Origin of the sequence: Cronobacter sp. EKM101R, from assembly GCF_963888145.1 — a bacterium.
Classification (GTDB): Bacteria; Pseudomonadota; Gammaproteobacteria; order Enterobacterales; family Enterobacteriaceae; genus Cronobacter; species Cronobacter turicensis.
Genome location: NZ_CAWPHW010000052.1, coordinates 1 through 18,312, shown reverse-complemented (window position 1 = coordinate 18,312; position 18,312 = coordinate 1). Strand labels below are relative to the sequence as shown.

Below are 18,312 nucleotides of genomic sequence, written 5' to 3'. Positions count from 1 at the left end.
AAAATACGAAAGGCGGGTAAGCCACGCGCTACCCGCCAGAAAACAGTGGTTTAATGATTATAGGTCGTCAAAAACAGCCAGCGCATCCGCCAGTTTTTTCACGCCGAAAATTTGCATGCCTTCCGGCACCTTTTTCGGCACGTTGGCGGCGGGAACGATGGCGCGGCGGAAACCGTGCTTCGCCGCCTCGGAAATACGCTCCTGGCCGCTCGGCACCGGGCGGATTTCGCCTGCGAGGCCCACTTCGCCAAACACCACCAGATCCTGCGGGAGCGGACGGTCGCGCAGGCTCGATACCATCGCCAGCAACAGCGCCAGGTCGGCGCTGGTTTCGGTCACTTTCACCCCGCCGACCACGTTGACGAACACATCCTGATCCGCCATTTGCAGACCGCCGTGACGATGCAGCACGGCGAGCAGGATCGCCAGACGGTTCTGCTCAAGGCCCACCGCCACGCGCCGCGGGTTCGCCATCATCGAATGGTCCACCAGCGCCTGAATCTCCACCAGCAGCGGGCGCGTTCCTTCCCAGACGACCATGACCGAGCTGCCGGAAGTGACTTCATCGCCACGGCTTAAGAAAATCGCCGACGGGTTGCTGACTTCGCGCAGCCCCTGCTCCGTCATGGCGAAGACGCCGAGCTCATTCACCGCGCCGAAACGGTTTTTATGGCTGCGCAGCGTGCGAAAGCGCGAATCGGCGTCGCCGTCCAGCAGGACGGAACAGTCGATACAGTGCTCCAGCACTTTCGGGCCCGCCAGCGAACCGTCTTTGGTCACGTGGCCGACCATCACAATCGCCACGCCGCGGGTTTTCGCAAAGCGCGTCAGGTAGGCGGCGGTTTCACGCACCTGCGCGACGCTGCCCGGCGACGACTGAACGTCGGCCATGTGCATCACCTGAATGGAGTCGATCACCATCAGTTTCGGCTGCTCTTCTTCGGCGATAAGGCAGATCTGCTCAATGCTGGTTTCCGAAAGCATGTTGAGATTAGCGGTAGGCAGGCCGAGACGATGCGCGCGCATCGCCACCTGTTGCAGCGACTCCTCGCCGGTGACGTAGAGCGTCTTCATCTGCTCGCCGAGCTTGCAGAGCGTTTGCAGCAGCAGCGTCGATTTCCCGGCGCCCGGGTTGCCGCCAATCAGAATGGCGCTGCCCGGCACCACGCCGCCGCCCAGCACCCGGTCGAACTCTTTAAAGCCGGTGGAGAAGCGCGGCAGCTCCTCAAGGCTGATGTCCGACAGTTTCTGGACTTTGGCCACGCCCGCGTTGCCCGCGTAGCCGGAAAGCCGTTCATTGCGCGCCGCTTGCGGCGAGGCGGCGAGGCGCACTTCCGTGATGGTATTCCAGGCATGACAGGCGCTGCACTGCCCCTGCCAGCGCGGATAATCCGCACCACATTCGTTACAGACAAATGCGCGTTTTGGAGCTTTCGCCACCTTTTACCTCTTTATTTCTGGTTAAGGCTGCCTGAAAGGATACAGAAAACCCCCATCAGGTCAGCGTGACGGATAGTGATTTCCGTCTTTTCATTCACTTTCGGTTTAGCGTGATAGGCGATTCCCAGCCCCGCCGTCTGGATCATCGGCAGGTCGTTGGCGCCATCGCCAATCGCGACGGTCTGGCCCGTCGGGATCTCATATTTTTCAGCCAGGCGTTGCAGGGTCTGCGCCTTAAACTGGGCGTCGACAATCTGGCCGGTCACGTCACCGGTAAAAACGCCGTTTTCCACCGCCAGTTCATTGGCGACCACATCGTCCAGGTGAAGTTTGTCCTGCAGATATTGCGCGAAGAACGTAAAACCGCCGGAGGCGATCGCCACTTTCCAGCCCAGCGAATGCAGCTTCAGCACCAGCGAGGTCAGTCCAGGCATTAAAGGGAGCGCGTCGCGCACCTGGTGCAGGATATCGGCGCTCGCGCCCTTCAGCGTGCCGACGCGCGCTTTCAGACTGGCCGCGAAATCCAGCTCGCCGCGCATGGCGCGCTCGGTGACGTCCGCCACTTCATCGCCGGTACCGGCAAGTTTTGCGATTTCATCAATGCATTCAATCTGGATAGCGGTGGAATCCATATCCATCACCAGCAGGCCTGGCGTTTTCAGATGAGGAATTTTGCCGAGCGGCGCGACGTCGAGACCTGAATCATGCGCCAGACGCGTCGCGCGCGGCGTCAGCGAGCCCGCAAGGCGGATCACCTGATAATCTTCCACGCACCACGCGTTAACGATAACCATCGCCGCGCCGAGCTTGTGCTGATATTGGGTCAGACTCTGCTTATTTAAACCCCGTCCGTACAGGAGCCAGCCGCTATGGCCAGCGTGATAATCCAGCGGCATGACTTCATCACCGCTTAAAGAAAGGGGCAATCCAGGCCAGAGGGAGACCTCGTTTGGCAGGTCGCACCAGGTAAGACTGTTCGGCATTCAGGCTCCTGTAAATAGTATCGGGGCGGGACAAAACAACGCATGAGGCTACCTTGTCTGCGGCGCTTCTGGCAACATTAAGCTTCAAAATTTAAGCAGGTACTTTATGGCCCGGGCAAAACTCAAATTTCGGCTGCATCGCGCAGTGATTGTACTTATCTGTCTGGCGCTGCTGGTGGCGCTGATGCAGGGCGCGTCCTGGTTTAGCCAGAGCCATCAGCAGTCGCGCAATATCCAGATGGAAGAGCTCGCCCGCACGCTGGCCCGCCAGGTCAGCTACAGCCTGGTTCCGCTGATTAAGGGCGAAAACCCGGATGAAAAACGCGTCGGCGCTATCCTCAGCCAGCTCACCGAAGAGAGCCGTATCCTTGACGCCAGCGTGTATGACCAGCAAGGCGAACTGATCGCCCGCGCGGGCGAAGGCGTAAACGTACGCGACCGGCTGGCGCTCGACGGCAAAAAAGCGGGCAGCTATTTTAACCAGCAGATTGTCCAGCCGGTGCAGGATAAAAACGGCCCGGTAGGTTACCTGCGGCTCACGCTCGACACCCACAGCCTGCCGACCGAAGCGCGCCAGGTGGATAACACCACCAATATTCTGCGCCTGATGATGCTGCTGGCGCTCGCTATCGGCATCGTACTGACCCGCACGCTGCTTCAGGGCAAACGTACCCGCTGGCAGCAGTCGCCGTTCCTGCTCACCGCCAGCAAATCCGTACCGGAAGAAGAGAGTGAGCCTAAGACGCCTGTGGATGACAAACGCGCCTGACGCCGCGTGGTATAATGGGCGTTCTTCAATGCTTTAGGGAAAACGCCTGTGTCCTCTTTACGCCTGCTTATTTCCGATTCGTACGATCCCTGGTTTAACCTGGCGGTGGAAGAGTGCATCTTCCGCCAGATGCCTGCCACCCAGCGCGTGCTGTTCCTCTGGCGCAACGCCGATACCGTCGTAATTGGCCGGGCGCAGAACCCGTGGAAAGAGTGCAACACCCGCCGGATGGAGGAAGATAATGTCCGGCTGGCGCGGCGCAGCAGCGGCGGCGGCGCGGTGTTCCACGATCTCGGCAATACCTGTTTTACCTTTATGGCGGGCAAACCGGAGTATGACAAAAGCGTCTCCACGACGATTGTGATTAACGCGCTGGCGCAGCTTGGCATTCCGGCAACAGCCTCGGGGCGCAACGATCTGGTGGTGGAAACCGCCGAAGGGCCGCGCAAAATTTCCGGCTCCGCCTACCGCGAGACGATGGATCGCGGCTTTCACCACGGCACGCTGCTGCTGAACGCCGATTTGAGCCGGCTCGCGAATTACCTGAACCCGGATAAGAAAAAGCTCCAGGCGAAGGGGATCACCTCCGTGCGCGGGCGCGTCGCCAATATTAACGATCTCAAACCCGGCGTGACGCATGCGCAGATCTGCGACGCCGTGACGGACGCGTTTTTCACGTATTACGGCGAGCAGGTGTCCGCCGAGGTGATTTCGCCCGACGCGTTCCCGGATCTGCCTGGCTTTGCCGAGACGTTCGCCCGCCAGAGCAGCTGGGAGTGGAATTTCGGCCAGGCGCCCGCCTTCACGCATCAACTGGACGAGCGATTCGTCTGGGGCGGCGTGGAGCTGCATTTCGACGTGGAAAAGGGGCATATCACCCGCACGCAGCTTTTTACCGATAGCCTGAACCCGGCGCCGCTGGAGGCGCTGGCGAACCGGCTACAGGGCTGCGTGTATCAGGCCGGTGCGTTGCAGCAGGCCTGCGAGGCGTTAGCGAGCGAGTTTCCCGCCCAGGCCGCGGAATTGCGCGAAGTGGGCGCGTGGATGGCGCAGGCGGTGCGGTAAGCTGCTGTTGGTGGGTGCGCTGCGCTTACCCACCCTACAAAACCCTGTGCCACTGGTGGGTGCGCTCCAAAGCTTCAACTGACCGACAACGCCCAATAAAAAAGGGCGCCGCGGCGCCCTCTTCTTTCACTTTAAACACGCGAAAACTTATTCTTTATCGCCCAGCAGCACGGATTCCAGCGCAATCTTGATCATGTCGTTAAACGTGGTCTGACGCTCTGCCGCGGTGGTCTGCTCGTGGGTACGGATATGGTCGGACACGGTGCAGATGGTCAGCGCTTTCGCACCGAATTCCGCCGCCACGCCGTAGATGCCTGCCGCTTCCATTTCCACGCCCAGGATGCCGTATTTTTCCATCACATCGAACATAGACGGGTCCGGCGTATAGAACAGGTCGGCAGAGAAAATGTTGCCCACGCGCGCATCAACGCCCAGCGCTTTCGCCGCGTCTACCGCGTTACGCACCATGTCGAAATCCGCGATGGCCGCGAAATCGTGATCTTTAAAACGCAGACGGTTCACTTTGGAATCGGTGCACGCGCCCATGCCGATAACCACGTCGCGCAGCTTAACGTCTGCGCGTACCGCGCCGCAGGAGCCCACGCGGATGATTTTCTTCACGCCGAAATCGGTGATCAGCTCTTTGGTGTAAATAGAGCAGGACGGGATACCCATGCCGTGGCCCATGACGGAAATCTTACGGCCTTTGTAAGTCCCGGTGAAACCCAGCATGCCGCGCACGTTGTTCACTTCGCGCACGTCTTCCAGGAACGTTTCTGCGATGTGTTTCGCACGCAGCGGGTCGCCCGGCATCAGCACAACGTCCGCGAAATCGCCCATCTCAGCGTTAATATGTGGGGTTGCCATCTCTGTTTCCTTTTTTAGTCTTTTATGTAGCCGGGCGGCGGCAGCCCACCCGGCCTGCAAACTGACCAGGGTCAGTTAAAATAACGCTTTGCCGTAGTCCATGTCAGACAAGCCAAAGTATTTGGCGACGGTCTGACCGATATCCGCGAAGGTATCGCGGTGACCCAGCGAGCCCGGTTTCACTTTCGGGCCGTAGACCAGTACCGGAATGTGCTCACGGGTATGGTCGGTGCCTTTCCAGGTCGGGTCGCAGCCGTGGTCAGCGGTAAAGATGATGATGTCATCTTCGCCTACCAGCTCCAGCAGCTCCGGCATGCGGCGGTCGAACAGCTCAAGGCCGCCCGCGTAGCCCGCGACATCGCGGCGATGGCCCCAGGAGGAGTCAAAGTCCACGAAGTTCGTGAAGACGATGGTGTTGTCGCCCGCTTCTTTCATCTCTTTGATGGTGGCGTCAAACAGCGCATCCAGCCCGGTGGCTTTCACTTTTTTGGTGATGCCCATGTTGGCGTAGATATCCGCGATTTTACCGACAGACACCACGTGACCGCCCTTCTCATCCACCAGCTTTTTCAGCACGACCGGCGACGGCGGCTCAACGGCCAGGTCGTGACGGTTGCCGGTACGCTGGAAGTTGCCTGCTTTATCGCCGACAAACGGACGCGCGATAACACGGCCAATGTTATAGCCGCCTTCGGTCAGCTCTTCACGCGCGATTTCGCACAGCTCGTAAAGTCTGTCCAGGCCAAACGTCTCTTCATGGCAGGCAATCTGGAAAACGGAGTCGGCGGAGGTATAGAAAATCGGCTTGCCGGTTTTCATGTGCTCTTCGCCCAGCTCGTCCAGAATCACCGTCCCGGAGGAGTGGCAGTTGCCGAGGTAACCCGGCAGGTTCGCGCGTTCCACCAGCTTGTCGAGCAGCTCCTGCGGGAAGCTGTTTTTCTCATCGGTGAAGTAGCCCCAGTCGAACAGGACCGGCACGCCGGCGATTTCCCAGTGGCCTGACGGCGTGTCTTTCCCGGATGAAAGCTCATGCGCCCAGGCGTAAGCGCCGGTGATTTCCGCATTGCCGTCCATCCCGGCAGGAATAAAGCCAGTGGCGCCTTCATGCGCCTTCGCAAGGCCCAGCTTCGTCAGATTCGGCAGATGCAGCGGACCTTTACGGCCGATGTCTGCTTCACCTTTGGCGCAGGCCTCGGCGATATGCCCAAGGGTGTCAGAACCCGCGTCGCCGAAGCGTTCCGCGTCTTCCGTTGCGCCAATACCAAAGGAGTCCAGCACCATAATAAATGCACGTTTCATATTTTCTCCGTACCTATTGCGCTGTAAAAAAGTGATCAGATCAGTATGCCACTTATTCGCTGATTCTGCGATAGACAACCGGTGACGCTTTCGCCGCCGTATCGTCAACTTTGATGGCCGCTTTAACGGCTGCCGCCGCTTCCTGCCAGCTTGCTTCGCTCTTCGCGTGGATAACGGCCAACGGACGTTCGCCGTCAACCTGCTCGCCCAGGCGCGCCATATCAGTCAGGCCGACGCTGTAATCAATGCTGTCAGACGCCTGACGACGACCGCCGCCCATGGCCACGACCGCCATGCCCAGCGCGCGGGTATCCATTTGCGTGACAAAGCCGGAACGGTCGGCATAGACCGCTTTGCTGAGCGTGGCCGCCGGCAAATAACGATCGTAGTTTTCAACAAAATCCGCCGGGCCGTTTTGCGCCGCCACCATACGCCCGAAAATCTCCGCCGCCTGGCCGTTATCCAGCACCTGTTGCAGTTTCGCGCGCGCCTCACTGTCGTCTTTCGCAAGCCCGCCGGAGAGCAGCATCTCGACGCACAGCGCCATGGTCACTTCCAGCAGACGCGGGTTGCGGTAATCGCCGGTCAGGAACCGCACCGCTTCACGCACTTCCACCGCGTTACCGGCGCTGGAGGCCAGGACTTCGTTCATATCGGTCAGCAGCGCGGTCGTGCGCACGCCCGCGCCGTTCGCCACGCCGACGATCGCCTGCGCCAGCTCTTCAGACAGCGCATAGGTCGGCATAAACGCCCCGCTGCCCACTTTCACGTCCATTACCAGCGCATCCAGCCCTTCCGCGAGTTTTTTCGCGAGGATCGAGGCGGTGATCAGAGGAATTGAATCGACGGTCGCGGTGATGTCGCGCGTGGCGTAAAACCGTTTATCCGCAGGCGCCAGCGAATTGGTCTGGCCGATAATCGCCACGCCCACGTTTTTAATAATGTCGCGAAAGCGATTGTCGTCCGGGAAAATATCAAACCCTGGGATCGCTTCCAGTTTATCGAGGGTGCCGCCGGTGTGGCCCAGGCCGCGTCCGGAAATCATCGGGATGTACCCGCCGCAGGCCGCGACCATCGGACCGAGCATCAGCGAGGTCACATCGCCCACGCCGCCGGTAGAGTGTTTATCCACGACCGGGCCGTTGAGGTTCAGGCTTTTCCAGTCCAGCACGGTCCCGGAATCGCGCATCGCCATCGTCAGCGAAACTCGCTCCGGCATTGTCATGTCGTGAAAGAAAATCGTCATCGCCAGCGCGGCGATCTGGCCTTCGGACACGGTGTTATCGCGAATGCCGTTAATAAAGAAGCGGATCTCTTCGTCGCTGAGCGCATGACCGTCGCGCTTTTTACGAATTATTTCTTGAGCGAGGAACACGGTACCCCCCGTGAATAAGGAAGAACGATGGCGGGTGGCGTGAAGCCCCCGCCCGGTGAATCGGTTGGCCTGATGCGCGACGCGTCATCAGGCACAACGCGGCTTAGTAGCTGCTGGCGCTTTTACCGTCGCCGTGGCCAAGCGCCTGAAGCAGGCTCGCCAGCAGGCTGGACGCGCCAAAGCGGTAGTGACGGGCATCGGCCCAGTCGGCGCCCAGCAGTTCATCCGCGACCGCCAGATATTTGGCCGCGTCTTCCGCCGTACGCACGCCGCCTGCCGGTTTAAAGCCAACGGTTTTCGCAACGCCCATATCGCGGATCACTTCCAGCATGATGCGCGCGCTTTCAGGCGTCGCGTTCACCGGCACTTTACCGGTTGAGGTTTTGATGAAATCAGCGCCCGCTTTGATGGAGATTTCAGACGCCTTGCGAATCAGGGCCTCTTCTTTCAGTTCGCCGGTTTCGATAATCACTTTCAGCAGCACGTTCGCCGCCGCGCAGGCGTCTTTACAGGCTTTCACCAGATCAAAGCCGACCTGCTCATTGCCCGCCATCAGCGCGCGGTACGGGAAGACCACGTCCACTTCGTCTGCGCCGTAGGCGATAGCCGCGCGGGTTTCCGCCAGCGCGATATCAATATCATCATTGCCGTGCGGGAAGTTGGTCACGGTAGCGATACGGATATCCGGCGTACCCTGTTCGTTCAGGGTTTTACGGGCGATCGGGATAAAGCGCGGGTAGATACAGACCGCGGCGGTGTTGCCCACCGGGGTTTTGGCCTGATGACATAAGGCGATCACTTTTTCATTGGTGTCGTCGTCATTCAGGGTGGTGAGGTCCATCAGCTGCAGCGCACGCAGGCTGCTTTTGGTTAAATCGGTCATAACTTTCTCCAACAAAAAAATGCATCTCGGGTGAGAAACTCAACACGTTGGAGCGGTCGTGGTTCCATGAAGAAGAGCGGCGTCGTCCGCCGTCACGCTGAGATCCGTCTCACCGCACATCATTGCTATCAATGTTAAAATTCTAACACTCACAGGCAGTCTGATTTTGTGTCTTGTTTCACAAATTACAAAGTAAGGATTGCATACTTTGCGCCATTATATGTGATTAACACAACATTATGACAGTCAGAATCACGCGCAGAAAATAAAAAGGCTGGCGCGAAGCCAGCCTGAGCGTCACAGAAAATGTGAAAATAATAACATTTTCACACAAGACTACAGCGCCAGAAACAATCCGGCAATCGTCGCGCTCATCAGGTTAGAGAGCGTACCGGCCGCCACGGCCTTCAGCCCAAGCTGCGCGACTTCGTGACGGCGGTTGGGGGCCATGCTGCCCAGCCCGCCAATCAGGATGGCGATAGAAGAAAGGTTAGCAAATCCGCACAGTGCGAAAGAGATAATCGCTTTGGTGTGATCGGAGAGGACCTGTAAGCCCGCCGCCGCCACTGCGGCGTCTTCTTTCAAGTATTCGCCAAAATTCATATACGCCACGAATTCGTTGATGATGAGCTTCTGGCCGATAAACGAACCTGCGACCATCGCCTCATCCCACGGCACGCCAATCAGCCAGGCTACCGGCGAGAACACCCAGCCGAGGATCAGCTGCAACGACAGCTCCGGGTGATTAAACCAGCCGCCGATGCCGGAGAGCATCCCGTTAAGCAGCGCGATAAGCGCCACAAACGCCAGCAGCATCGCGCCGACGTTAAGCGCCAGCTGCATCCCGGCGGATGCGCCGGAGGCGGCGGCGTCCAGCACGTTCGACGGGCGGTCAGGATCGTGCTGCGCGGCGTCCAGATGCGGCGCGTCGTGCGGGGTTTCTGTTTCAGGGATAATGATTTTGGCGAACAGCAGGCCGCCAGGTGCGGCCATAAAGGACGCGGCAATCAGATATTCCAGCGGCACGCCCATCTGGGCGTAGCCCGCCAGTACCGAGCCCGCCACAGACGCCAGGCCGCCGCACATGACCGCGAAGAGTTCAGAGCGGGTCATCGTGGCGATGTAAGGGCGCACCACCAGCGGCGCCTCGGTCTGGCCAACAAAAATATTGGCGGTCGCCGAGAGCGATTCGGTTCGGGAGGTTTTCAGCACTTTGCGCAGCGCGCCGCCCAGCAGGCGGATAACTAATTGCATAATGCCGAGGTAATAGAGCACCGCGATAAGCGAGGAGAAAAAGACAATAACCGGCAGGACGCGCAGCGCGAAGATAAACCCGCCGCCGCCAAACACCTCGAACATTTTGTCCGACACCAGCCCGCCAAAGAGAAACGAGATGCCGCTGTTGCCGTAAGCGATAACGTTCGCCACGCCTTCGGACATCGCCAGCAGCACTTTACGCCCCGCAGGCACATAGAGCACCAGCGCGCCGATGGCTATCTGAATCAGCCAGGCGCCCACCACGGTGCGCAGATTAATTGCTTTTCTGTTACTGGAGAGTGCGACCGCTATCAGCAGCAGCGCCAGCATCCCCACCAGCCCCATCAATATTTGCATACAGTATCCCTGTGTAATGAGTGAATTATGTTGTCCCGCGCGCGCAGGCGCGGCGATTTAACGACAGGGAATCGCCTGAAATCCAGACGCTTTACGCTTTTTTAAGCAAGCGTGGACCGTCGGTCACATTTTGAGGCGTGGGAAGAGCGCGCGGGTGTTTTCAAGGAGGGTATGGGCGATGACATCGGGCGGCTCGGCGCGCAGTTCGCAAAGCACGTCAAACACGCCGTTAACCCGCTCGGGGCGGTTCGGCTGACCCTGCCAGCCGTTCAGCGGCATATCCGGCGCGTCGGTTTCCAGCAGTAGCGCAGAAAGCGGTAGTTGCGCCATGACGTCGCGCGTCTTTTGCGCGCGCGGGTAAGTAATGGTGCCGCCGACGCCGATGCGGTAGCCGAGATCCACAAAGCGCTGCGCCTGTTGCAGGCTGCCCGCGAACCCATGCACCACGCCGGTACAGGGCAGCGCGTGGCGCTTAAGGTGCATCGCGAGTTTATCGTGGGTGCGGCGCGAATGCAGGAGCACCGGCAGATCATAGCGTTTCGCGAGCCGCAACTGGGCGTCCAGAATCGCCTCCTGGCGCTCAAACAGCGGATTTTCCATATAGAGATCGAGCCCGATCTCGCCTATCGCCACCAGCTTATCCGCCTGCTGTTGCAGATGATGCTCCAGCAGCGCCAGACTGGCGTCGTTATGGTTGCCGATGACGATGGGATGCAAACCAATAGCCGCCCACAGCGCCGGGTAACGCGCCGCAAGCTCCAGCACCGTCGCAAATCGCGCGGCCTCGATGGCGGGCACGATAATATGTTCCACGCCCGCCGAGGCGGCCTGCGCCAGGCTTTCGGCCTCAGCGCCGGTAAACGGCGGAAAATCGAAATGGCAATGGGTGTCGATAAAGCGTCGCGTCATGCCAGATCCTCATCGTTGAACGTCGCGTCGTTCGCCTGCTCGGCTTTCACCAGCGGCGCGTCGAGCGCGTCGAGCGCGTCATTGGCGACGGTCGCGGGCGGCACCACGATAGTCGTCTCCGGTACGATGGGCATCAGCACGTCCGCCGCCGCGGCAACCGCGGTCGGTTCAGCGACCGGGACTAACGGCGGCGTACCGTAACGGCGCAGCGGCGGCTTGCTCACCATCAGTTTGCCCACGGTGGCGAGAAAATAGCGCCCGCACAGACGCCCCAGTTTGTAATCTTCCATCAGCGCCGGAAGACGGCTGCCGAGCGCCATGCTGGTGAGCGCGCGGGGCGGAGAGATTTCAAAAATGCGCAGCTTACCAGGCGGGTTTTCGATAAATTCCTGAATCTCGCGGTAAGTGGTTTCATGGTGCTGCACCAGATTAAGCAGCGGTTGCAGGCTGCTGTCGGTGAGCCAACGCTCCATGCGTTTAAACCACTGCGGCGTGTAGTACATCTGCGACGGTACGGTGCGGATAACCACCAGCGTCGTGGCGCCGAGGCGCGCCGCCTCCCGCACCGGGATCGCATCGCTGACGCCGCCGTCGAAGTAGTTCACGCCGTCAATATCCACGCCGGGGCGATAGAAGCCAGGAATGGCGCTGGAGGCGCGAATAATATCAAGCCAGTCCTTTTCCTGCGGCGCGAAATAGCCGGGTGCGTAGTCATCGCGACGGCACGCGCACATATAAAACGCTTTGCCGGCATCGAAAAGCCGCATCGCGTTGCCCATCTGAAGCGGCATACGCGCGGCGGTGGCTTCGGTGAGCCAGTCGAGATCGATAAGATTGCCGCCGCGCACAAAGCGCACCGGGTCGAAGAAATCGCGAGAGGTGGTAAAGCGGGTGATAACGCGCCGGGCATAACCGGGCTGGTTACAGACATAGGCTGAGAGGTTTTGCGCCCCGGCAGACGTGCCGAGAAAGAAATCGAACGGGTTGAATTGCGCGCGCATGAATTCATCCAGCACGCCGGCTGTAAAGATCCCGCGCTGGCCGCCACCTTCACAGACGATAGCCAGCTTGCCGGGACGAAACGGTTTCACCGCCAGAGGCGCTATGCTGCCTGGCGTTACGGGAATACGTTGTCCCACCCTGCTTTCCTGTTTTATCGTCGCGCGCCGCGCGAACGTTTTACGATGCCATAAACCAGCAAAGCCAGTCACAAGGACTGGCTTTGCCGTCTGTCAGTTATCTTTTTATCACACTATGGGCGTCGACGGCCCATAAAAAGGCTAACCAGGAACAGAATAATACCCACAACAAATACGATTTTCGCTGCGCCTGCTGCGGTGCCTGCCAGGCCACCAAAGCCCAGAGCGGCCGCAATCAACGCGATAACCAGAAAGATAATGCCCCAACGAAACATAAGACTCTCCTTTACCATAGTTAATCTTTATACCGCTTCTTAATGAACGCAGCGTCCACTGGCGGTGTCATCCAGCTGATAGTGCTTACCTTCCCTCCCGGCGCAAACCGGGAGAGGGGCTTGCCTGTTACGACTTCACTTTTAAATCATTTTTGACGCTTTTCACGCCATCAACTGCTTTTGCGATGCTTTCGGCGCGCTGAGACTGTTTTTCAGACTCGACGTTACCGGAAAGCTGCACCACACCGTCGGTGGTTTCGACTTTCACATTACGCGAAGGAACGATGTCATCCGCCAGCAGTTTCGCTTTGATTTCGCTGGTGGTGGCCGCGTCGCCCGCATAACCTTTCACCGACTTGTCTTTACCGTCGCGTACGTGCAGCTTGTCGCTTACAGAAGCGACGCCCTCAACGCCTTTGGCGATTTTCACCGCTTCCTCGGCCTGGGCCTGGCTTTCCACAAAGCCGCTCAGCGTCACTACGCTTTTCTCGGTTTTCACAGAGATGTCGGTGCTCTTAATCTGTTCGTCATCTACCAGCGCCGCTTTAACTTTAGCGGTGATGGCGCTATCGTCCATGAAGTTACCGACTTTATTCATAGAGCTATCGATTTTTTGCCCTGCGCTATCCGCGGTAGATTTGGTGCTTTCAGCGGCGGAGTTTTCTGCGAATGCAGAAGAGGACGCCATGACAGAACCCAACACAACAGCCAGCAGAGTTTTTGAAATCTTAGTCTTGTTCATCGATTCGTTCCTGTGGTTTGCTCAGAATTTGAGCCGCAAGCCGCCACGTCAGCGGCTTTTCCTAACAGCAGGCATAAGCACCGCTGATGAGTTATTCGCGCCGTACCGGCAAGGCATTATCAGAGGGTTAGTCAGACAGTCAGCCGTTACCTTGCGAAAACTCAGTTATTAATATGGCAATATTAACGTTTATGATGATTAATCACCTGATGAGAAGCACTTAGCGGCATTTCATCCCGACGACGTTGTCATCACAGTGTTAAATATAGATCAGCTTCGCAAAAACGCCTGGCAAACGGCGGGAAAAAACGCCAAAACAGCTGAGAAAGCAGGAATTTAAGAACATTCCGCATCGCGGAAAAAGGGCGGGGAAACGAGGCAGGACGCGGGCTGGCCGCGTCCTGAAGGGGATTAGTGCTCGCGTGTTTTACGGAAGGTTACATCCGGGTAACGTTCCTGCGTCAGGTTGAGGTTGACCATGGTCGGCGCGATGTAGGTCAGGTTATCGCCGCCGTCCAGCGCCAGCTGGATCTCATTCTTACGCTTAAACTCTTCGAATTTCTTCGCGTCGTCGCAATCCACCCAACGGGCCGTCGACACGTTGACCGATTCGTAAATCGCCTCAACGCTGTATTCGCTCTTAAGACGCGACATGACGACATCAAACTGCAGCACACCGACCGCGCCGACAATCAGATCGTTGTTGGAAAGCGGACGGAACACCTGCACCGCGCCCTCTTCCGACAGCTGAACCAGCCCTTTCAGCAGCTGTTTCTGTTTGAGCGGATCTTTCAGGCGGATACGGCGGAACAGTTCCGGGGCGAAGTTCGGGATACCGGTGAACTTCATGGATTCACCCTGCGTAAAGGTGTCGCCAATCTGAATGGTGCCGTGGTTGTGCAAACCGATGATGTCGCCCGGGTAGGCTTCTTCCACGTGCGAGCGGTCGCCCGCCATAAAGGTCAGCGCGTCGGAGATAACCACATCTTTACCGGTACGCACCTGGCGCAGCTTCATGCCTTTCTCATAGCGGCCGGACACCACGCGCATGAATGCCACGCGGTCGCGGTGTTTCGGGTCCATGTTGGCCTGAATTTTAAACACGAAACCGGAGAACTTCTCTTCGCTCGCCTCAACCACACGGCCATCGGTCTGACGCGGCATCGGCGCAGGCGCCCACTCCACCAGACCATCCAGCATATGATCGACGCCGAAGTTGCCGAGCGCGGTCCCGAAGAATACCGGGGTGATTTCACCGCTCAGGAACAGCTCACGGTCAAACTCATGCGAGGCGCCTTTCACCAGCTCCAGCTCGTCGCGCAGTTGCGCGGCCAGCTCGTCGCCGACGGCCTGGTCCAGCTCCGGGTTGTCCAGCCCTTTAACGATGCGAACTTCCTGAATGGTGTGACCCTGCCCGGTCTGGTACAGGTAGGTTTCGTCTTTATAAAGGTGGTAAACCCCTTTAAAGAGTTTGCCGCAGCCAATCGGCCAGGTGATCGGCGCGCAGGCGATCTTCAGCTCGTTTTCCACTTCATCCAGCAGCTCCATCGGATCGCGGATGTCACGGTCGAGTTTGTTCATGAAGGTCAGGATCGGCGTGTCGCGCAGACGGGTGACTTCCATCAGCTTACGGGTGCGATCCTCAACGCCTTTTGCGGCATCGATAACCATCAGACAGCAGTCCACCGCCGTCAGCGTGCGGTAGGTGTCTTCCGAGAAGTCTTCGTGGCCCGGGGTGTCCAGCAGGTTAACGAGACAGTCATGGTAAGGGAACTGCATCACGGAGGTGGTAATAGAAATCCCACGCTGCTTTTCCATTTCCATCCAGTCCGATTTGGCATGCTGGTTGGATCCGCGGCCTTTCACCGTACCGGCGACCTGAATCGCCTGTCCGAACAGCAGCACCTTTTCGGTGATCGTCGTTTTACCGGCGTCCGGGTGCGAAATGATGGCAAAAGTGCGGCGCTTGGCCACCTCTTGCAAATAAGGAGACAACGTCATAATCAATCTTCTGTGTAAGCGCGCGGCCAGGCGCCACGCGGCGAGTGAGCGAAAAATGCGGCTATTTTACCCATCTGCCAGGGTCAGACAATCATTGTTTACACAGCAGTTGCTCCAGTTCACTTAACGAGGTGACCTGCCAGGTCGGGGCGATATCTTCCGGCAGTATGCGTCCGTGGTGGTTAAGCCAGCAGGTCGCGAACCCGGCATTGATGCCGCCCAGAATATCGGATTCCGCCGTGTCACCCACCATCAGCACGCGCGAGCGCTCGGGATTGCCCATTTTCTCCAGCGCATAATCGAAGATTTCCGGGGCGGGTTTCGCCACGCCGACCTGTTCGGAAATAACCAGTAAATCAAAATAGTCGCGAAAACCGGTGCGCTCAAGACGGATCTGCTGCAGCGCCGTGAAGCCGTTAGTAATGATGCCAAGCTTTACTTTGCCCTTGAGCGATTCCAGCAGCGACGCCGCACCCGGCAGCGGCGCGCAGATCTCCGCCATCGCGTTTAAAAACGCGCTGTTCAGATCGCCTGCCGGCACGCTCAGGCGATCGGCCCAACCCTGAAAACGCTGGTGCTGCAACTGTAACGCGCTGATAGCGCCGTTCTGGTAATCGACCCATAGCGGCTTATTCACGGCCTGGTAGTCGTGAAAATCCTGCTCGGTAAACGTTACGCTGTAGTCCAGGAACATGCGCTGCAGGCCGCCAAAGGCGTCGAAAGTAAACAGCGTTTCGTCAGCGTCAAAAAGAATCCAGTCCCACTTCATTACGTCACCTTTCTTGATTATCAGCCCAACGGTAGCGCCATGATGATGGCGTCTTCGCGCCCGTCGGACGTCGGGTAATAGTTGCGGCGAATCGTCGCCTCGTTAAAGCCCTGGCTCTCATAGAGCGCGCGCGCCGCGTGATTCGAGGCGCGCACTTCGAGCCAGAGCGTCAGCACGCCGCGCGTCTCCAGCGCCTCGATAAGATGCAGAAGCAGCGCACGGCCAAGGCCGCGACGCTGAAACGCAGGGTCGACCGCGATATTAAATAGCGTGGCTTCATCCAGCACGACCTGGGTAATCGCAAACGCGGCCATCGTGCCGTCGACATCAAGACGCAGATTCAGATAGCGTTCGCCCTGATTGCTGGCGAAGGTTTTTTCGCTCCAGGGAAACGCATGGGCGCGCTGTTCAATCGCGAACGCCGCCGCCAGATCAGCGCTCTGGAGTAAGGAAATCATCTTCATGCTCGCAAATTTGTTGCCAGAGATCGGCGCGCGCCGGGCCGCTGCGCTGTAGCGTTTCCAGCCCCGGCGTCACCAGCCGGATACCGGGCAGCTCAGGCGTCGCGTCCACGCCCAGACACCAGCTGTTGCAGTGGGCGTCATGCAGCATCGCCACGCGATCGGGGGTTAACTGCATCACCTGGTCGGCAGTAAGCGCCAGCGCGCGCAGCACATCTTTAACGAACGGCTGTGTAAGCGGCGGCGGCTCGGCGGCCACCATGACCAGGCGGATATGAGGAGGCAGCACAATGGCGATTTCACCCAGCAGCGCGGCGGGTCGACGCAATACCCACTGGGTAATGCCCAGTTGCTGTAATCGCCAGTCTCGTCGGGATGTCATAGGGATGCCTGAATCAGTGCCGAAGGGGCGCAAATATAGCAAATCCGTCGAACATGCGCCAACAAACCACTATAATCGCCCCTCAAGTTTCCGAAGGAGTGTTTCATGTCTGGTTTTTCCCCGGCAAGCGAAGTTCTGCTGCGCCACAGTGATGATTTTACCGAAAGCCGCGTTCTGTTTGCCGGCGATATGCAGGATGACCTGCCGGCGCGTTTTGATACCGCGCAAAGCCGCGCGCATACGCAGCAGTTCCACCACTGGCAGGTGCTGAGCAAGCCGATGGGCGATAACGCGCGCTACGGCCTGGTCGCCGACGCCGATATCGTGGCGGACAGCGATACCCTTATTTACTACTGGCCGAAGAACAAACCGGAGGCCCAGTTCCAGCTGATGAATCTGCTGTCGCTGCTGCCGGTCGGCACCGATATTTTCGTCGTCGGCGAAAACCGCAGCGGCGTGCGCAGCGCCGAGGCGATGCTCGAAGCTTACTGCCCGCTGAATAAAATCGACAGCGCGCGCCGCTGCGGGCTTTATCATGGCCGTCTCGAAAAACAGCCGGAATTCAATGCTGACGGCTGGTGGGGCGAATATCAGGTCGATGAGCTGACCATCAAAACCCTGCCGGGCGTCTTCAGCCGCGACGGGCTGGATGTCGGCAGCGATCTGCTGCTCTCTACCCTTTCGCCGCATACCAAAGGCAAAGTGCTGGATGTCGGTTGCGGCACGGGCGTGCTGGCGGCGGTGCTGGCGAGCCATTCGCCGAAAGTGCGTCTGACTCTGTGCGACGTGAGCGCGCCTGCGGTAGAGGCGAGCCGCGCGACGCTTGCCGCGAACGGTTTTGAAGGTGAAGTGGTTGCAAGCAACGTCTTCTCTGAAATCAAAGGCCGCTTCGATATGATTATCTCCAACCCGCCGTTCCACGACGGCATGGAGACCAGCTTTGAAGCCGCGCAGACGCTTATCCGCAGCGCTGTACGCCATCTGAATATCGGCGGCGAGCTGCGTATTGTGGCCAACGCGTTTCTGCCCTATCCCAATGTGCTGGACGAAACCTTCGGCAACCACGAAGTGCTGGCGCAAACCGGCCGCTTTAAGGTGTATCGCGCCGTAATGGGCCGCAACGCGAAGCGTTAAGCCTGTTCACGCGTCGAATGCCGCTTTTTGCACCATTCAGAAAAGCGGCATGCAATTAAGTGTTGACGAAGTCCAGAAAACATCTAGAATGCGCCTCCGTGGTTGCAATACTTCCCGGTATTGCTGGTATGCGAAGGTGGCGGAATTGGTAGACGCGCTAGCTTCAGGTGTTAGTGTCCTTCGGACGTGGGGGTTCAAGTCCCCC

18 protein-coding genes are annotated in these 18,312 nt (G+C 58.6%); 3 read left to right on the top strand and 15 right to left on the bottom strand.

The genetic code is table 11. The features are described from left to right. Positions 1-57 precede the first annotated feature (57 nt). Positions 58-1,440, bottom strand: coding sequence for a DNA repair protein RadA (gene radA, locus AACV31_RS19300; protein ID WP_075197451.1), 1,383 nt, complete (start codon positions 1,438-1,440; stop codon positions 58-60). A gap of 11 nt (positions 1,441-1,451) precedes the next feature. Further along, complete coding sequence (serB, locus tag AACV31_RS19295) at positions 1,452-2,423, bottom strand: phosphoserine phosphatase (RefSeq protein WP_161589670.1); 972 nt, start codon at positions 2,421-2,423, stop codon at positions 1,452-1,454. Positions 2,424-2,529: 106 nt separating this feature from the next. Between serB and AACV31_RS19290 the strand changes: the two genes are divergently transcribed. Together AACV31_RS19290 and lplA are read left to right on the top strand one after the other, a co-directional pair. Continuing rightward, positions 2,530-3,192 carry a YtjB family periplasmic protein gene (locus AACV31_RS19290; protein WP_165155808.1) on the top strand — a complete coding sequence of 221 codons (663 nt, stop codon included), beginning with the start codon at positions 2,530-2,532 and terminating at the stop codon, positions 3,190-3,192. Between the two features lie 48 nt (positions 3,193-3,240). Further along, entirely contained in the window at positions 3,241-4,257 is a 1,017-nt protein-coding gene (gene lplA, locus AACV31_RS19285) for a lipoate--protein ligase LplA (RefSeq protein ID WP_165155806.1), read from the top strand. A 147-nt stretch (positions 4,258-4,404) separates the two neighbouring features. Here lplA and deoD read toward each other — a convergent pair whose 3' ends face one another. From deoD to AACV31_RS19220, 13 genes are all read right to left on the bottom strand, one after another. Then, complete coding sequence (deoD, locus tag AACV31_RS19280) at positions 4,405-5,124, bottom strand: purine-nucleoside phosphorylase (protein WP_007767260.1); 720 nt, start codon at positions 5,122-5,124, stop codon at positions 4,405-4,407. A gap of 75 nt (positions 5,125-5,199) precedes the next feature. Further along, positions 5,200-6,423, bottom strand: coding sequence for a phosphopentomutase (deoB, locus tag AACV31_RS19275; protein WP_007767258.1), 1,224 nt, complete (start codon positions 6,421-6,423; stop codon positions 5,200-5,202). Positions 6,424-6,475: 52 nt separating this feature from the next. Further along, the gene (gene deoA, locus AACV31_RS19270; RefSeq protein ID WP_165155804.1) at positions 6,476-7,798 is read right to left on the bottom strand and encodes a thymidine phosphorylase; all 1,323 of its coding nucleotides are present in this window, start codon (positions 7,796-7,798) and stop codon (positions 6,476-6,478) included. Between the two features lie 103 nt (positions 7,799-7,901). Continuing rightward, a complete protein-coding gene (deoC, locus tag AACV31_RS19265; RefSeq protein ID WP_007767250.1) occupies positions 7,902-8,681 on the bottom strand; it encodes a deoxyribose-phosphate aldolase in 780 nt (259 codons plus the stop codon). A 336-nt stretch (positions 8,682-9,017) separates the two neighbouring features. Next, positions 9,018-10,295 carry a NupC/NupG family nucleoside CNT transporter gene (locus AACV31_RS19260; RefSeq protein WP_007767246.1) on the bottom strand — a complete coding sequence of 426 codons (1,278 nt, stop codon included), beginning with the start codon at positions 10,293-10,295 and terminating at the stop codon, positions 9,018-9,020. Positions 10,296-10,418: 123 nt separating this feature from the next. Continuing rightward, positions 10,419-11,204, bottom strand: coding sequence for a TatD family hydrolase (locus tag AACV31_RS19255; protein WP_165155802.1), 786 nt, complete (start codon positions 11,202-11,204; stop codon positions 10,419-10,421). After that, positions 11,201-12,343 carry a patatin-like phospholipase family protein gene (locus tag AACV31_RS19250; RefSeq protein WP_165155800.1) on the bottom strand — a complete coding sequence of 381 codons (1,143 nt, stop codon included), beginning with the start codon at positions 12,341-12,343 and terminating at the stop codon, positions 11,201-11,203. Before AACV31_RS19250 ends, AACV31_RS19255 begins: the two co-directional genes overlap by 4 nt. Before the next feature lie 113 nt (positions 12,344-12,456). Then, positions 12,457-12,618, bottom strand: a complete 162-nt coding sequence (locus AACV31_RS19245) for a DUF1328 domain-containing protein (RefSeq protein ID WP_002437547.1) — start codon at positions 12,616-12,618, stop codon at positions 12,457-12,459. 127 nt (positions 12,619-12,745) lie between these two features. Beyond that, positions 12,746-13,360, bottom strand: a complete 615-nt coding sequence (gene osmY / locus AACV31_RS19240; protein WP_075197444.1) for a molecular chaperone OsmY — start codon at positions 13,358-13,360, stop codon at positions 12,746-12,748. A 411-nt stretch (positions 13,361-13,771) separates the two neighbouring features. Next, positions 13,772-15,361: a peptide chain release factor 3 gene (gene prfC / locus AACV31_RS19235; RefSeq protein WP_012815183.1), complete on the bottom strand. Its 1,590-nt coding sequence runs from the start codon at positions 15,359-15,361 to the stop codon at positions 13,772-13,774. Positions 15,362-15,452: 91 nt separating this feature from the next. Next, the gene (gene yjjG, locus AACV31_RS19230) at positions 15,453-16,130 is read right to left on the bottom strand and encodes a pyrimidine 5'-nucleotidase (RefSeq protein ID WP_165155798.1); all 678 of its coding nucleotides are present in this window, start codon (positions 16,128-16,130) and stop codon (positions 15,453-15,455) included. A 20-nt stretch (positions 16,131-16,150) separates the two neighbouring features. After that, positions 16,151-16,594: a ribosomal protein S18-alanine N-acetyltransferase gene (gene rimI / locus AACV31_RS19225; RefSeq protein ID WP_165155796.1), complete on the bottom strand. Its 444-nt coding sequence runs from the start codon at positions 16,592-16,594 to the stop codon at positions 16,151-16,153. Continuing rightward, positions 16,563-16,973 (bottom strand): DNA polymerase III subunit psi, encoded by a 411-nt coding sequence (locus tag AACV31_RS19220; RefSeq protein ID WP_165155794.1) that lies wholly within the window; start codon positions 16,971-16,973, stop codon positions 16,563-16,565. Before AACV31_RS19220 ends, rimI begins: the two co-directional genes overlap by 32 nt. Positions 16,974-17,078: 105 nt before the next feature. Between AACV31_RS19220 and rsmC the strand changes: the two genes are divergently transcribed. Further along, positions 17,079-18,107 carry a 16S rRNA (guanine(1207)-N(2))-methyltransferase RsmC gene (gene rsmC / locus AACV31_RS19215; RefSeq protein WP_075197440.1) on the top strand — a complete coding sequence of 343 codons (1,029 nt, stop codon included), beginning with the start codon at positions 17,079-17,081 and terminating at the stop codon, positions 18,105-18,107. The last annotated feature ends 205 nt before the right edge of the window (positions 18,108-18,312 follow it).

What these genes read in the sequence shown, in the direction of transcription:
- yjjG (WP_165155798.1), bottom strand. Translation starts at nt 16,130, where the DNA reads ATGAAGTGGGACTGGATTCTTTTTGACGCTGACGAAACGCTGTTTACT.
- deoD (WP_007767260.1), bottom strand. Translation starts at nt 5,124, where the DNA reads ATGGCAACCCCACATATTAACGCTGAGATGGGCGATTTCGCGGACGTT.
- AACV31_RS19245 (WP_002437547.1), bottom strand. Translation starts at nt 12,618, where the DNA reads ATGTTTCGTTGGGGCATTATCTTTCTGGTTATCGCGTTGATTGCGGCC.
- rimI (WP_165155796.1), bottom strand. Translation starts at nt 16,594, where the DNA reads ATGAAGATGATTTCCTTACTCCAGAGCGCTGATCTGGCGGCGGCGTTC.
- AACV31_RS19255 (WP_165155802.1), bottom strand. Translation starts at nt 11,204, where the DNA reads ATGACGCGACGCTTTATCGACACCCATTGCCATTTCGATTTTCCGCCG.
- deoC (WP_007767250.1), bottom strand. Translation starts at nt 8,681, where the DNA reads ATGACCGATTTAACCAAAAGCAGCCTGCGTGCGCTGCAGCTGATGGAC.
- osmY (WP_075197444.1), bottom strand. Translation starts at nt 13,360, where the DNA reads ATGAACAAGACTAAGATTTCAAAAACTCTGCTGGCTGTTGTGTTGGGT.
- rsmC (WP_075197440.1), top strand. Translation starts at nt 17,079, where the DNA reads ATGTCTGGTTTTTCCCCGGCAAGCGAAGTTCTGCTGCGCCACAGTGAT.
- AACV31_RS19290 (WP_165155808.1), top strand. Translation starts at nt 2,530, where the DNA reads ATGGCCCGGGCAAAACTCAAATTTCGGCTGCATCGCGCAGTGATTGTA.
- deoB (WP_007767258.1), bottom strand. Translation starts at nt 6,423, where the DNA reads ATGAAACGTGCATTTATTATGGTGCTGGACTCCTTTGGTATTGGCGCA.
- AACV31_RS19260 (WP_007767246.1), bottom strand. Translation starts at nt 10,295, where the DNA reads ATGCAAATATTGATGGGGCTGGTGGGGATGCTGGCGCTGCTGCTGATA.
- prfC (WP_012815183.1), bottom strand. Translation starts at nt 15,361, where the DNA reads ATGACGTTGTCTCCTTATTTGCAAGAGGTGGCCAAGCGCCGCACTTTT.
- serB (WP_161589670.1), bottom strand. Translation starts at nt 2,423, where the DNA reads ATGCCGAACAGTCTTACCTGGTGCGACCTGCCAAACGAGGTCTCCCTC.
- AACV31_RS19220 (WP_165155794.1), bottom strand. Translation starts at nt 16,973, where the DNA reads ATGACATCCCGACGAGACTGGCGATTACAGCAACTGGGCATTACCCAG.